This is a genomic window from Wenzhouxiangella limi (genome assembly GCF_010499265.1).
Taxonomy (GTDB): Bacteria; Pseudomonadota; Gammaproteobacteria; order Xanthomonadales; family Wenzhouxiangellaceae; genus Wenzhouxiangella; species Wenzhouxiangella limi.
In genome coordinates, this window is the sequence record NZ_JAAGSC010000040.1 from 61895 (window position 1) to 77350 (window position 15456).

Below are 15456 nucleotides of genomic sequence, written 5' to 3' on the forward strand. Positions count from 1 at the left end.
CTCAGGGTGCGAGGGCCAGACCATGAAAACGCCGCCGGGTTCGCCAGCAAACACCGATCCAGAGTTCGACCGCCAGCTCGATGTGCGCGGCCAGGACTGCCCGGTTCCGGCGCTGCAGGCCCGTCGCTGCCTGGACGCGATGACCGCCGGACAAGTGCTCGAGGTGCTGGCCACCGATCCCCTGGCCGAGCTCGATCTGCAGATCCTGTGCGAACGGCTGGGGCATGAACTGCTGGCCGCGCGCGAGCGTGCGGGCGAACTGGCGATCCGGATCCGGGTCAGCGGATCGCGTCGAGCAGGCGCTGGCTGATTTCGTCGATGTCGCCCATCCCGTCGACTTCGACCAGCAGCCCGCGCTCGGCGTAGTAGCCGGTCACCGGCGCGGTTTGCTCGCGGTAGACGGCCAGACGGTTGCGGACGACGTCTTCGGTATCGTCCGAGCGACCTTCCTCGGCGGCGCGCTTGGCCAGGCGTTGCACGATCTGTTCTTCGTCCACCGTCAGCGCCAGGGCCTTGTCCACCGGCTGCCCGATGCGGCTCAAGACCGCGTCCAGGGCCTCGGCCTGGGCCAGGTTGCGCGGGTAGCCGTCGAGGATGTAGCCGTTGGCAATGTCGGGCTGGCCCAGCCGTTCCTCGATCAGGCTGAGCATGAGCTCGTCGGATACCAGTTCGCCGGCATCCATCGCCGCCTTGGCCTGAAGGCCCAGCGGTGTGCCGGCCTTGACTGCCGCTCGCAGCAGGTCGCCGGTCGAGACGTGCGGCACCTTGAGAAGATCTTTCAGGCGCGCAGCCTGAGTACCCTTGCCCGATCCGGGCGGTCCAAGAAGAACGATACGCATGGTGGGGATGTAAGGCCTTTTCAGTCAGCTCCAGAGCGCAAAGCTACCCGGGCGGCGCGGGGGTGTCAAATATGGCCGATCCAGCTTGTAGACTGGAGGTCGATTTGCACGAGCGGCCGCCAGCGCCCCAGTCGAGCCAGCCATGAGCCGAAAGAACATTCTGTACGCCCAGTCCGGGGGTGTGACCCCGGTGATCAACGCCAGCGCGGCCGGCGTCATCGAGGCCGCGCGTGCCCGGCCGGACCAGATCGGTCAGGTCCTGGCCGGCCACAACGGCATCCTCGGCGTACTGCGCGAGGAGCTGATCGACACCGCGCAACTGACGTCTGCCGATCTCCACGCCCTGGCCCAGACCCCGGGCGGACTGTTTGGCTCGTGCCGCTACAAGCTCAAGGGTCTGGATGAAAACCGGCGCGAGTACGAGCGCCTGATCGAGGTCTTTCGCGCCCATGATATCGGGGTCTTTCTCTACAACGGCGGCAACGACTCGGCCGACACGGCGCTGAAGGTCTCGCAGATGGCTAAGCTAATGGGGGTGCCGGTCCAGTGCATCGCCGTGCCCAAGACCATTGACAACGACCTGGAGGGTACCGACAACTCGCCCGGTTTCGGCTCGGTGGCCAAGTACGTGGCCGTGTCCATCCTCGAGGCCAGCCTGGACGTGCAGTCCATGGCCTCGACCTCGACCAAGGTCTTCATTCTCGAAGTCATGGGCCGCCACGCCGGCTGGATCGCCGCGGCCGGCGGGCTGGTCAAACGGCGCGACGGCGACCCGCCGCACCTGATCCTGTTCCCGGAAGTGGCATTCGACGAGCAGCGCTTTCTGGCCGCCGTGCGCCAGGCCGTTGAAACCTATGGTTATTGCTCGATCGTGGTTTCGGAAGGCGTGCGCAACGCTGACGGCAAATTCTTAAGCGACAGCGGCAGCACCGACGCCTTCGGCCACGCCCAGCTGGGCGGGGTGGCGCCGGTCATCGCCGGGCTGGTCAAGGACCGGCTGGGCTACAAGCATCACTGGGCGGTCAGCGACTACCTGCAGCGCTCGGCCCGCCATCTTGCCTCGCAGACCGACCTGGAGCACGCCCTGGCCGTTGGGCGCACGGCGGTCGAGCTGGCCCTGGACGGCCACAGCGGGATCCTGGCCGGGATCGAGCGCGAGTCCGACCAGCCCTATCGCTGGCGGGTCCGTCCGGTCCCGCTGGATCAGGTCGCCAACCACGAAAAAAAGATGCCGGACGATTTCATCACCGAGGACGGCTTCGGCATTACCGAGGCCTGCCGGCGTTACCTGGTGCCGCTGATTCGGGGGGAGGCCTATCCGGACTATGGAACCGATGGTCTGCCGGACTATCTGCGCTGCGGGCTCGAGCTGGTGCCGCCGCAGCTTGCGGAGTTTGACGTCGAACAAGGCGACGCCCTTCCCCGGTAGCGGAAATGTATTAAGAATCCATTAAATCAAAACGTGGATTGGTGTAAAAAATTGTTTATACTGCTGGCGGGTACTCTTACACTTCAGGAAATATTCATCATGCCAGAAAGTTCCAAGAACCTCGTTTTCCGCACTTCGCTGCTGGCCGCAGCGATTGCTGCCAGTCTTTACGGCACCCAGGCCTGGGCCCAGGAAGAAGCCGAAGAGGAAGAGGCGCAGGAAACCACTGAAGAAATCACCGACCGCGTGACCGTGACCGGCTCACTGCTGCGTCGCGACGAATTTACCTCCTCGGCGCCGATCCAGGTCGTCACCGCCGAAACCCAGGTCCAGCTTGGCCAGGTCGATACCGCTGAATTCCTGCAGGGTTCCAGCATCGCCGCCGGCTCGACCCAGCTCAACAACCAGTTCTCCGGCTTCGTCGTCGAAGGCGGTACCGGGGTCAACTCGCTGTCCCTGCGCGGCCTGGGCGCCCAGCGCACGCTGGTGCTGCTCAACAACCGCCGCCCGGGTCCGGCCGGTACGCGCGGCCAGGTGGGCGCGTTCGACCTGAACGTGATTCCCTCCTCGATCATCCAGCGCGCCGAGATTCTGAAAGACGGGGCTTCTTCGATTTACGGCTCCGACGCCGTGGCCGGGGTGGTCAACGTCATTACCCGTCGTTCTATTGACAACCCGGAGTTGACGGTCAGCGCGTCCATGCCGTTCGAGTCCGGCGGTGAGACCTATTCCGTCTCCGGCGCCTACGGCTGGAATTTTGATCGCGGCAGCGTGGTCGTGGCCGGTGAATGGCAGCTGCGCGAAGAGCTGATGACTGCCGATCGCGACTTCATGAACTGCTCGCAGGACCTGATCACCGACCGCAACGGCAACATCATCGACCGCGAAGACCGTTCGATTCTGGCTGGTACGCCGCTGGGTGGATGCGGCAACCTGTACGCCAATACCGTCATCGACGCGATCTTCGGCGACCGCTATATCCCGGCGCCGGACGGCGTCACGATTGGCATGATCCCGGGCTACCGGCCGCGCGCCAACGGCACCTATGCCGACGGTGGGCAGGCGTTCTACGAGGACGTGCTCAACTTCGATTTCTACTCCGAGAGCGCGATCAACCGCCAGGAGCGCATCAGCCTGTATGGCTCATCCGACGTATCGCTGGACCTGTTCGGCGGTACCCAGTGGAACACCGAGTGGCTGTACAACCGGCGTGAAACCGAGGCCCGCGGCTGGCGCCAGTTCTTTCCGCTGACCGGCGGGGCGACCGCGGTAATTCCGTCGTTCGTCTATCCGAATAACCCCGACTTTGTTACCCCGGTCGACTCAGGTATCGCCCAGCCGGTGATTCCGTATCCGTCCAATGCCGACATCACCGTGGACTATTTCTACGTGGCCAGCGGCCTGGAGGGTGATTTGCCCTTCGGCGATAACTGGTCCTGGTCGTTTGACGCTTCCTACACCTACTCGGAAGGCGACTATGTCAACAACGTCATCGTGGCCTCGCGCTCCGGCGACGTTCGCTTTGACGACAACGCCCCGGTCGTGGACTACTTCAGCCCCGGTATTCTCAGCGGTGACGACATGGACCAGCTGATCAACGCCGTCGGCGACACCGCCAAGGGCAACACGGTGTACGACCAGTTCGTCGCCACCGCTATTGCCACCGGCGACCTGTTCGAGCTGCCGGCCGGACCGGCTGGCCTGGCGGTTGGCGCCGAGTACCGTTACTTCAGCATCGACGACCAGCCCGACGACTTGGCCAGAAATGGCGATCTGTGGGGTCAGTCCTCGGCCCTGGTGACCAAGGGCGATGACAACGTGACCGAGATCTTCGGCGAACTCGAAGTGCCGCTGCTCGCTGGCGTGCCGTTTGCCGAATACATCACCTTAAATGCCTCGGCCCGCGCGTTTGACTACGAGTCTGCCGGTTCGGACTGGGTCTGGAAGGTCGGCCTGAACTGGCAGGTCAACCCCAGCCTGCGGCTGCGCGCCACCGAGGGCACGTCTTACCGCGCGCCCGCACTGTATGAACTGTTCCTTGGCGACCAGACCGCGTTTGTTGACCAGAACGCGATCGATCCCTGCATCGACTGGCAGAACAGCAGCAACGACTTCATCCGCACCAACTGCGCGGCCGACGGCATCCCGGGCGACTTCACCGGCGGTACGTCTTCGGCCACGGTGGTGTCGGGCGGCGGTGCCGGCGTGCTGGAATCCGAGACCTCGGACGCCAGGACCGCCGGGTTCATCTTCACCCCGACCTTCATGGACGTCAGCGTTGCCGTCGACTACTTTGAAATCGAGGTCAACGACCAGGTCTCGCGCCTGGGCGGTGGTGCAATTCTCGGCGGCTGCTACGCGGCGCCGAACTTCCCCAACGCCTTCTGCGACCTGTTCAACCGCTTCCCGGCGGATGCGGCGACCAACGCACAGGCGATCGACACGGTGCGCGACTCGTTCATCAACGTCAACAGCCAGACCACCAAGGGTGTCGACGCTTCGGTGCGCTACGACCGCGGTTTTGCTGCCGGTGATCTGTTGATCGAAGCCAACGGCACCTGGGTGTTCGAAGACGTCGTCCAGCTGTTTGATCCGTCGCTGGCCTCGGGCTTCGACTCCGACGACCTGAACGCCACCATCGGCCGGCCGAAGTTCGTCGCCAACGGGCGTTTTGCCTTCGAGCGCGGTGACTTCACCTACACCTGGGGTCTGGACTACGTGCGCCGCACCTCCAACGCCGATCGGGTCTCAACCGAGTTCACCTACTTCGACTTCCCGAACGCGCAGCGGAATGCGGTCGCCGACGATCGTCTCTACCACAGCATCTCGGTGTTCTACGAGCAGGCCCGCTGGAGCGTTCTGGCCGGGATCACCAACCTGCTTGACGAGGATCCGCCAACGGTTTCTACCGGGGCTGCAACGCGTCGGGGCAACATCGCGCTCAACGCGACCCAGTACGATCTGCGCGGACGCACCGGCTTTGTTCGCCTGAACTATCGGTTCTAACAAGCACAACGAAAGCAACACCTCTGGAGCGGCGCCCTGGGCGCCGCTCTTTTTTATGGCGCGCCAGGCATGGCGCGAAGCGTCGTGACCTGGCGCTTTCAAGCGTGCAGGAAAACCGAATCGGGAAGTGGGCAGGGGGGTGGAAATCGGTTGCCTGGTCTGCGCTTCAGCTCGTTACTTCGGGCATCAAGCCGGGCGTCAAGTTAGACAACGCTGCCGCGAGCGCCTGCCGTCTTTCAAGCCAGCATAAAAAAGGCCCGCCAGAGGGGCGGGCCTTTGCGCCGGGTCGCGCTTGCGCTCGGGCTAGCTGCTGGCGTTCTTCAAGCCGCAATCGCTGGCCAGGTAGCGTTCGATCAAGGAAAGCGTTTCGCGATGGTGGCGGGGGTACCAGGGCAGGCTGTGGGGCATGTCCTCGATGATCACCAGCTCAGAGCTCACCTTGTCGCGCACGCCGCTGTGGAAGTTGCTGGCGTGCCAGGACGGCGTGCGCACGTCGCGGTCACCGACATACAGCAGGATCGGGATATTGGCCTGCTCGGTGACCCGCATCGGGTCCAGGCCGCTGACCGTGCGGCCCTGCAGGATGCGCTGCAGCCGATTGTCGCTCCAGGTGTTGCCGAGCCGGCTCAGGTCGGCCACCGGCGCGCCGGCGATGGCGCACTGGTACGGGCTGTTTTCGCGCACGGTGGCGGCCACCGCGGCAAAGCCGCCGTAGGAGTAGCCGAACATGGCGATCCGCTCCGGGTCGGCAATGCCCTGCTCGACCAGCCATGCCGCGCCGTCGTCCTTGTCGTCCTGCATGGCCAGGCCCCACTGGTTGTCGCCGGCCAGCCACAGCTCCCGGCCGAGTCCGGCCGAACCCCGGTACTGCGGTCTCAAAACCGCATAGCCCCTGGAGGTCAGGAAGGGCACCCAGCCGGACGCATCCCAGCCCATGGCGTCACGTGCCCAGGGCCCGCCGTGCGGATTGATCACGGTCGGGAGGGGTCCGTCTTCCTCGCTCCAGCCGGCCGGCAGGTCGAGAATGGCGGGAATCTTCAGGCCGTCGCGGGCTTCATAGGTGACCCAGCGCTGTTCTCCGATCTGGTCGGGATCGATCCAGGGCCGCTGGTTGCCCAGGGTCATCACCTGCTGACGGTCGATCAGCAGGTGATACGTGGCGGGGTGGCGATGGCTGCTTGTGGTGAACAGAACGCGCGACATATCGTCGTTGTAGCCGTCGATGGATACATTCTGGCCCTGAAAGGCGTTCTCCAGCCCCTGCTGGATTCCGGCCATCTGCGGGTCGGTGTAGACGGTCTCGAAGCGGCCACCGGCAATCGTGAAACCCAGGATCTGGTTGAAGTTGCTCGGCTGGTTGCCGAGGATGATGCTGCCGATGTTGAACTCGGGGTGGGCGACCAGCGGCTCGTCGTCGAACTCGCGCGTGGCCGGATCGTACATCCAGGCCTCGACCCGGTCGGAGAACAGGTCGTTCAACACGTAAAACTTGCCGGTCTCCTCATCCATGCCGGTGATGTTGACCGTGTAGCGCTCGCTCAAGGGCCGGCTCAGCGGTTCGTGGATCTCGAACTCACCGCTGTCGGGGTCGCGGATGAGCACGTGCTGCTGGAATTCGTTGTTGCCGTCTGGCTCGATCTGGGTTCGGGTCAGCAACTCGCCGTTTCTCGGATTGAACAGCCCCGGGGTCGCCCGTCCGCCGGCGCTGAGCAGCATTTCCGTATCCCCTGTTCTGACGTTGTAGAGGTAAAAGTTGGACTCGAAGGTCAAGCTGTTGAGTTGGCTGATGATCACGTTTTCCGGATCCAGCGGTAAGCTGTTCACCAGCGAAGCGCTGCCGGCGATTTCAAGGCAGCGCTGGGTATCCTTGCTGACGCCGATGCGCCGGGTGTTGTCGGCAAAGGCTTCGTTGAAGTCGCTGTGCTCGACGTCGGTCAGGTACGGTTTGACCACAAAAGTGGCCTCGGCGCCGGTCGCGCGGCCTTCGCCGCAGCCGCCGAGACGGCCGGTCCACTCCTGGCGTCCGAACACCAGCAGGCGGTCGGCTTTCAGCGCATTGGCGCCGATGAATTTCATCCGGTCGCCCGACGGCGTGATCACCGGTCCCCGCTCCAGGTCGTTGAGGTCCCAGGTCGCCAGGGCGGTGTCTTCGTTGTCCGATCCGGGCGCGGCGATCAGCGCGACCAGGTTCTTGCCGTCGGCGCTCATGGAGACCGACTGGATCTCGGGCACCTTGGCGAAGCTCTCGATCGGGATGGGATCGGCCTGAGCGAATGCGGGCATCAGCGTAAAAAGCCCGCCCCAGGCAACGGTGGAAAAGAGGGATCTGATCATGGCTCGGTCTCCGGAAGGGTTCAGTTCAGGTCATAATATTATGCAAGCGTAGTCGAAAGTTGCAGGCTGCGACAGTGCCGTTGGTGACGGTTTCGGGCCAGTCCAGGCAAAGGGCCGCTGCGGAATCATTGCAAGCGCCCGCCGAAGCGGCTAGCCTTTGGTTGCCGAACATCCGATCCGGTTTTTAAATCCAAACGAGTGTGTTTCATGACTTCCCGGCTTGCCTCCCTCAATGAATGGGTTGCCCAGGTGGCTGCCCACACCAAAGCGCATCAAGTCCACTGGTGCGACGGTTCCGACGCCGAAAACCGTCGCCTGATCGATCTCATGCTCGATTCCGGCGACCTGGTTCGGCTCAACGAGAAAACCCATCCCAACTGCTATCTGCATCGCTCCGATCCCAACGACGTCGCCCGGGTCGAGCACTTGACCTACGTCTGTACTCAAGAGCGCGCCGACGCCGGGCCCAACAACCACTGGATGGCGCCGGACGAGGCCCATGCGCTGATGAACGGTCTGTTTGCCGGCTGCATGGAAGGCCGCACGCTGTACGTGGTGCCCTACTGCATGGGCCCGATCGACTCGCCGTTCTCGCGCTGTGGGGTGGAGATCACCGACAGCCCCTACGTGGTCGTCAACATGCGCCTGATGACGCGCATGGGCAGCGAGGCGCTGGCGCGCATCGAGCGCGACGGCAGCTTCGTCAAAGGGCTGCATTCCACCGGCGACCTCGATCCCGACCGGCGCTACATCATGCATTTTCCCGAGGAGCTCAGCATCCAGAGCTTCGGCTCCGGCTACGGCGGCAACGCCCTGCTGGGCAAGAAGTGCCATGCGCTGCGCATCGCCAGCTACCAGGCCCGCAGCGAGGGCTGGCTGGCCGAGCACATGCTCATCGTCGGGATCGAGAATCCGGCCGGCGAGGTTCGCTACGTGGCCGCGGCCTTTCCGTCGGCCTGCGGCAAGACCAACATGGCCATGCTGATTCCGCCCGAGCCGTATCGCGAAGCCGGCTGGAAGGTCTGGACCCTGGGCGACGACATCTGCTGGCTCCACCCCGGCGATGACGGTCGCCTGTATGCCATCAACCCGGAAGCGGGCCTGTTCGGCGTCGCCCCGGGCACCAGCGAGGCCACCAACCCCAACGCCCTGGACATGCTCAACGAGGGCGCGATCTTTACCAACGTCGCCGTCACCGACGACAACCAGCCGTGGTGGGAGGGGCTGGACGAGCGGGTGCCGGCGCGCGACTGGCGCGGCCGCGACTACGACCCCAGAAACGGCCCGGCCGCCCATCCAAACTCGCGCTTTACCGCCTCGATCAAGTCCTGCCCGAGCTATTCCAGCCAGGCCGAGAATCCGGCCGGTGTACCCATCGATGCCATCATCTTCGGCGGCCGGCGCGCCCAGCTGGCACCACTGGTGCTGCAGGCCCGCGATTGGCAGCACGGCGTGCTGATCGGCGCCGCGATGGCCTCCGAAACCACGGCTGCCGCGGCCGGGCAGGTCGGCGTGGTGCGGCGCGATCCCATGGCCATGAAACCGTTCGCCGGCTACCACTTCGGCGACTACTGGCAGCACTGGCTGGAGGTGGGCAAACGGCTTGAACAGACACCGGCGATTTTCCAGGTCAACTGGTTTCGGCGCGACGAGCAGGGGCGCTTTATCTGGCCCGGTTTCGGCGACAATCTGCGCGTGCTCGAATGGATCCTGGCGCGCTGCCGCGGCGAGGGCAGCGTGGTCGAGACCCCGGTCGGTTACCTGCCCGAGCTTGAGGCCATCGACCTGACCGGGCTGGAAGAGCGCCCGGACATGGCCACGCTGCTGGATTTCGACGCCGACGGTTGGCGTAAGGAGCTGACCGAAATGGCCGCCTTTTTCCAGGATTTCGAGCCCCGGGTCCCCGCCGAACTGCACCGCCAGCTGGCGCGCGCGAGCGCGGCATTGGGCTGATCAGGCCTTATAAGTCAATGCGTTATGCTTTCAAAAAAGGTTCAGCCGGTCTTTAATAAAGTTTAACAAAGGGCTTTTCATGCATCTTAGATGGTGCTAGTATCGCCGGCAGGCTGGAGCGGTGACCCGCAGAAAGGGCGCGTTTTTTCCGCTCAATCAACCGTTGTTCCGGCTCAGGCACTAGCTGTCGATACGTGTATCGAGCGACATTCTTATTAAACAGAAATCACAAAGACACATTTGGAGAGTCTGATGAAGCACAACCGCAAACCCCTTGCCACGGCAATTCACTCAGCCCTCGGGGCGGGTGTGGTCGCCGGGCTGGCAATGACCGCCGCACCGGTTCTCGCCCAGGACCAGGGCGAAGAAATGACTGAGGACCGCATCGTTGTCACCGGTTCGCGCATCGTGCGCGACGACCTCGACGGTGCCGTGCCGGTCCAGATCATCGACCGCGCGTCGATCGAATTTTCCGGCAAGACCTCGGTCGCCGACCTGCTCCGCAACCAGCCGATCAACTCCGGTGGATCCTTCCGCCCGCAGTCCGGCAGCACCGCTCAGTCGTTCGGCGGCGTTTCGCTGCGCGCCCTGGGCGAGGGCCGTACCCTGGTGCTGATCGATGGCCGCCGCGCCCCGACCGCCCCGAACGTGGGCTCGGGCCAGGACTTGAACGCCATTCCGCTGGCCGCTGTTGAACGGATCGAAATCCTGTCCGACGGGGCTTCGGCCATTTACGGTTCCGACGCCATCGGCGGGGTGGTCAACATCATCACCCGCCAGGACTTCACCGGTGCCGAACTGATGATCGGCGCCTCCGATCCCAAGCGCAAGGGCGGTGAAACCCGCGAAGCTTCGGCAATTATGGGTGTGTCGGGTGCCGACGGCCGCATCCTCGCCGGCGTGTCGAACAACAAGCGCGACATCATCTTCCAGCGCGATCGCGAATGGTCGCGAGGCGGCAATTCCATTTTCTCGAACAACTTCCTGACCTCGGGTTTCGGGTTCCTTGATCATCCTGAGTTTGGGTCGGCCAACGTGCCGGGTTGTCAGGGTGAGGGTTTTGTCGTTTCGGGCGAGCGGTGCTTCTACGACTTCACCCTGCAGGCCGCTGACGAGGCCGAGATCGAGAACCAGTCGATCTTCCTGCGCGGCAGCTACGACATCAATCCGGACTGGTCCCTGCACCTAAACTCCGGCGTGACCCGGGTCAAGAGCTTCGGCCGCTACGCGCCGGTGCCGTCTTCGCCCTGGCTGGTCGGCGGCTTTGGCGCTATCGTGCTTGATTCGGGCCTGCCCAACCATCCCGCGACCCCGCCGGACCAGGGCGGGCTGAACCCCAACTGGCAGGACTACCAGGAATACGCCGACGATACCCTGCTGTTGACCCACCGCTTTGCCGCGAACGGCCCGCGTGATACGAACACCGACGCGTCGGTCTACGATCTGGATATTTTCATGACCGGCCGGGTGGGCGAGTACGACGTCGAGTTCGGCGCCCGCCGGGTCGAGTCGCAGTACTACGAGCTGGGCCGCAACTACGTGGTTTCCGCGCTGGCCCAGCCGCAGTTCGACAGCGGGGCCTACAACATCTACGACCCGTTCGGCAATCCGCAGGACGTGCTGCAGTCGTTCACCGCGACCATCAACCGCGACGCCCGCTTCGTCTCGCGCGAGTACCGCGGCCTGATCACCGGTGACCTGTTCGAGATGGCCAACGGCCCGGCCGGCTTCGCCTTCGGCGCCGAATACCGCGACGAGGACTACAAGGACATCTTCGATGACCTGCAGGCCAACGGCAACATCACCGGTTCGTCGGGCAACTCGGCCTTTGGTGATCGCGATCAGTGGGCGGTCTACGGCGAACTGCTGTTCCCGGTGCTGGAAGATCTGGAAGTCTCGCTGGCCGGTCGCTACGATGACTACTCCGACTTCGGCACCAACTTCTCGCCCAAGGTCTCGCTGCGCTGGGATCCGCTGGACACGGTCGGTTTCCGCGCCTCCTACGGCGAAGGCTTCCGCGCGCCGCCGCTGGACCTGCTGTCGCTGCAGCCGTCTTTCTCCGCCGACAGCGTGGTCCACGCGCCCACGGCTGAGAACTTCGGCAACGAGGATCTCACCGAAGCCATTCAGGTCAACGGCTTCGTGATCGCCAACCCGGACCTGGGCGCCGAGCAGTCCGAGCAGTTCAGTTTCGGTGCGGTGTTCGAGCCGACCAACTGGCTGACGGCCACTCTGGACTACTGGAGCATTGAAATCACCGATCGCGTGGCCGGTATTGGCGCCCAGCAGATCATCAACTGCCTGGAAGGCACCACGACCAACTGCCCGCCGGGGCTGGCTAGCTTCCCCGCCGGCTCGTCCGGTCCGGACGCCGACCTTGGGCTGGGCGCCCAGTTCGGTGAGAATGGTCAGATCACCTTCCTGCAGCGCGGTTTTGCCAGCCTGGGGACGATCGAAACCGACGGGATTGACGCGTCGGTCCGGACCAACTGGGACTTTGGCGAGTTCGGCACGCTTACCTCGGAGATCAATGCGTCTTATCTGATGACGCAGGAAATCGACAACGGCTCCAACGTTGCCGGGGAAGCCGGTCTGCCCGAGTGGCGCGCCGTGTGGGCCAACTCTCATGCCTGGGGTGATTTCAACTTCGCCTGGAACATCAACTACATCGGTCCGCAGGATTCTGCCGAGTCGCCGAACCTGGATAGCCTGCCGTCCTGGGTGACGCACGATGTTCAGGCCAGTTACTTCACGCCCTGGAACGGTCGCATCACCCTGGGTGTGGACAACCTGGTCGACAAGGATCCCGTGTTGGATCCAGGTCAGGGTCGAGGTTTTGACTTCGAACTCTACAACGGCTACGGCCGCATCACCTACCTGCGCTACACCCAGAACTTCTAAGCCGCTTACGGCCTGGAAATTTCTGTTGCACCATCACCTGGCCCGGACTTCCGGGCCAGGTTTTTTCTGCCCGCTGAAAAAAGCACCGGTTGTTGACCGGCTGACGCGATTGAGCAAGACAGCCAGAGTCTTCCGCTACCGCACCACGTCCGATGAAAAAAAATCTCCGAGCAGACGGTTTTTCGCAATGGTCCCGATACTGGGCCGGCGGCGCGCTGACCTCCCTGCCGCAGGACTTTGCCGGCAACTACGATGGTGAGGTTGCCGCGTTCTGGCACGAGCGCTTCGCCGAAACCTCGCCTTCGAGCCAACTGCTGGATCTGTGCACCGGCAACGGTCCGATCGCCCTGCTGGCCGCTGAATGGGCCGAGCAGCACGCGCATCGGCTGGACATCACCGCCGTTGACGCAGCCCGTCCGCGGCCGGATCGGGTGTCCGGCCTTTCTTCCAGCCAGCGAGCGCTGCTGCAGACCATCCGGTTTATGGGTGCAACCCCGGTTGAGTCGCTCCCCTTTGAAGACGAGTCCTTCGACCTGGTCTGCAGCCAGTACGGTATCGAGTACTGCGACCTGCAAGCGGCCGCCGTCCAGGTTGCCCGTGTGCTCCGTCCCGGCGGCGTGCTGGCCATCGTCAGCCACGAAGCCGATTCGGCTATGATGCAGACCATGCGCGACGAGCTGGCCGCCTACGACGCGCTGGAACAAAGTCGACTGCTGAAGCTGATGCGATCCTGGGGGCGCGGCCAGCTCGGCGACCGCGAATTCGCCCGCGCCGGCCAGCAGGCCCTGCGCGCGCTGCAGGCGGGACGCGATGCGGCCAGCCGATCGCCGCTGGTTCAGCAGGTGGGTCAGGCGGTTGCCGGTCTTTTGCAGCTGCCGCCGGCGATGATGCGCCAGCAGGCTGACGCCGTGGCCCAATACGCCGATCAGCTGCGGGCCGGTCGGGCGCGCCTGGACGATATGCTCAAGGTCAATCGTCGCATTGCCGAAGACCCGGCCTGGCATGCGCCTTTCGAGCGCGCCGGGCTGGTGCCGCGTTTCGCTCGGGCGCTGGTCTATGCCGGCGAACACCTCATGGGCCGCAGTCTGGTCTGGGACAAGCCGGCCTGAGGCGGGCTCGCTGGCCCCGGCGCGCTACAGGGTCTGGGTGCCGACGTACTGGAAGCGAACGTTGAAGGCCACCGTGATGCGCTCGGTCTCGCCCTCGTAGGGGGTGACCTCGTGCAGCAGCCAGGACGGAAACAGCACCAGCTGACCGGGTTCCAGCCTCAGCATCAGCGGCGCGGCGGCAAATGGGCGCTTGAAGCGGACGCTGGCGGCGTCGACGTACATATTGGCACCCATGTGGGGACTTAAAAAAGTCAGCCGGCCGCTGTCGCTGTCGGGGTCGTCGCCGTCGTGACGCACGCAGTAGACCCCCGACCAGGAATGCAGGGGATGGTTGTGGGCGGCGAAAAAACCGCCCTTTCGGGTCAGGTGGAACCAGGATTCGCAGGCATAACGCAAATCCTTGAGCATGGCCTGGTCGTAGCCGTTGAGTTCGGCAATGGCGCGGAACAGATGGCCGAAACAGAAATCCCTGAGTTCCTGCACGCACGCTTCCGGCCAGTCGAACAGGTTGAAGCGGCTTTCGAACAGCGCCTGGTTGCGTTTGACCCGGGGCTCCGGGTTGCGGTAAGCGTCGCTCTGGGCGCGCTGCCGGAACAACTGGATGAGGCGGTCATTGAGCGCTTGCGGGTCTTCGTGGTGGGCGTGGATCAGCGGTACGCTGAAAGCGTTGGTGACGGCGAATGCCGGTTTTCTCGTCGAAGTGGCCATGCAATTTGCTTCAGCGTGCCGAGCGGACTCTGGACGCATTGTCTCAGAACTTCTCCGGCGGCGAAACCAAGGCCCGATCCGCTCTCAGAGCGTGAACACCAGGTGAAGAAATGGAAAGCCATTCTGGCTGGCGTTCGACTCGGACCGGGCCAGGGCGCCCTGAACACCCGATCCCGTGGCGTTTCCGGGTTGGCGTTGGCCCGCTACGGCCGGCACAAAATGCGCCTTGCGCGCCGGCGCGTCGCGTCCGTACAATAGCCCGCTTGTTGTGCCGGAACGCCTTCGGGTATGATTCGGTGCTCGCGACACACGACCCTCATACACAACTCGGGCATGATCTTCATGAACTTCAGAACCCTCAGCCTCGGAATCCTCGCGACGCTCGGTCTTCCAGCGGTCGCCGTCCTGCTGCACACGGCGGTCAACGCCCAGGAAGTCGAACCCATCCTCGACACCAGTCGAGCGATGGTTCAGGCCACCGAGCAGACCCAGGAGCGCATCGACGAGCTCGATTCGCGCACGCAGAATCTTCTCAGCGACTATCGGGCCAATCTCAAGCAGCTCGAGCAGCTCAACCGCTACAACCAGTCGCAGCAGCGCCAGGTCGACGCCCAGCGCCGCGAGATGGAATCGCTGACCAACGACATCAACAACATCGCCAGCCTCCAGCGCGCCATCCAGCCGCTGATGGAGGACATGGTCGAGGCGCTGGATCAGCTGGTCGAGGCCGACCTGCCGTTCCTGCTCGACGAGCGCCGTGCCCGCGTCGAACGCCTGCGCGCCCTGATGGACGATCCGTCGCGCTCGCCGGCCCAGCGCTACCGTCTGGTGGTCGAGGCCTACCAGATCGAAAACGAATACGGCCGCACCATCGAGGCCTATCGCGGCGATATCGAAGCCGGTGGCCGCGAATACGAAAACGTTGAATTCCTGCGCATCGGTCGCACCGTGCTGACCTTCCGCACCGACGACGACCAGACCCTGATGCGCTTCGACCCGGAAAGCCGTGAGTGGGTCGACCTGGACATGTCCTTCCTGCCCGACATCAAGATGGGTTCCCGAATCGCGCGTGAGCAGATTCCGCCGGACCTGATGTTCATCCCGGTGCGTGCGCCGCAGACCGAGACGGGAGGCTGAGGACATCATGACTGACCGCGACCGAAGCCCCTACCAGAAT

The 15456-nt window shown here is 64.0% G+C and carries 10 protein-coding genes; 7 read left to right on the forward strand and 3 right to left on the reverse strand.

Annotated features, from left to right (window positions below):
- The first annotated feature begins 22 nt into the window (after positions 1-22).
- Positions 23-310 (forward strand): sulfurtransferase TusA family protein, encoded by a 288-nt coding sequence (locus G3I74_RS07495; protein ID WP_164211199.1) that lies wholly within the window; start codon positions 23-25, stop codon positions 308-310.
- Here G3I74_RS07495 and G3I74_RS07500 read toward each other — a convergent pair.
- Positions 279-839, reverse strand: a complete 561-nt coding sequence (locus G3I74_RS07500) for an adenylate kinase (RefSeq protein WP_164210968.1) — start codon at positions 837-839, stop codon at positions 279-281. The genes G3I74_RS07495 and G3I74_RS07500 overlap by 32 nt on opposite strands.
- A gap of 142 nt (positions 840-981) precedes the next feature.
- On the opposite strand from G3I74_RS07500, the gene G3I74_RS07505 reads away from it, so the two are divergent.
- Positions 982-2268, forward strand: a complete 1287-nt coding sequence (locus G3I74_RS07505) for a 6-phosphofructokinase (RefSeq protein ID WP_164210969.1) — start codon at positions 982-984, stop codon at positions 2266-2268.
- Between the two features lie 99 nt (positions 2269-2367).
- Entirely contained in the window at positions 2368-5274 is a 2907-nt protein-coding gene (locus tag G3I74_RS07510) for a TonB-dependent receptor domain-containing protein (RefSeq protein WP_164210970.1), read from the forward strand.
- Positions 5275-5577: 303 nt separating this feature from the next.
- On the opposite strand, the gene G3I74_RS07515 is transcribed toward G3I74_RS07510, so the two are convergent.
- The gene (locus G3I74_RS07515; RefSeq protein ID WP_164210971.1) at positions 5578-7608 is read right to left on the reverse strand and encodes an alpha/beta hydrolase family protein; all 2031 of its coding nucleotides are present in this window, start codon (positions 7606-7608) and stop codon (positions 5578-5580) included.
- 207 nt (positions 7609-7815) lie between these two features.
- Here G3I74_RS07515 and G3I74_RS07520 point away from each other — a divergent pair, with 207 nt between their 5' ends.
- From G3I74_RS07520 to G3I74_RS07530, 3 genes are all read left to right on the forward strand, one after another.
- A complete protein-coding gene (locus tag G3I74_RS07520) occupies positions 7816-9561 on the forward strand; it encodes a phosphoenolpyruvate carboxykinase (GTP) (RefSeq protein ID WP_164210972.1) in 1746 nt (581 codons plus the stop codon).
- A gap of 252 nt (positions 9562-9813) precedes the next feature.
- Positions 9814-12462, forward strand: a complete 2649-nt coding sequence (locus tag G3I74_RS07525; RefSeq protein ID WP_164210973.1) for a TonB-dependent receptor — start codon at positions 9814-9816, stop codon at positions 12460-12462.
- A 152-nt stretch (positions 12463-12614) separates the two neighbouring features.
- Positions 12615-13571, forward strand: coding sequence for a class I SAM-dependent methyltransferase (locus tag G3I74_RS07530; protein WP_164210974.1), 957 nt, complete (start codon positions 12615-12617; stop codon positions 13569-13571).
- 24 nt (positions 13572-13595) lie between these two features.
- Here G3I74_RS07530 and G3I74_RS07535 read toward each other — a convergent pair whose 3' ends face one another.
- Entirely contained in the window at positions 13596-14279 is a 684-nt protein-coding gene (locus G3I74_RS07535) for a putative 2OG-Fe(II) oxygenase (protein WP_164210975.1), read from the reverse strand.
- Positions 14280-14621: 342 nt separating this feature from the next.
- Between G3I74_RS07535 and G3I74_RS07540 the strand changes: the two genes are divergently transcribed.
- Positions 14622-15416 carry a DUF3450 domain-containing protein gene (locus G3I74_RS07540; RefSeq protein ID WP_164210976.1) on the forward strand — a complete coding sequence of 265 codons (795 nt, stop codon included), beginning with the start codon at positions 14622-14624 and terminating at the stop codon, positions 15414-15416.
- Positions 15417-15456: the final 40 nt, after the last annotated feature.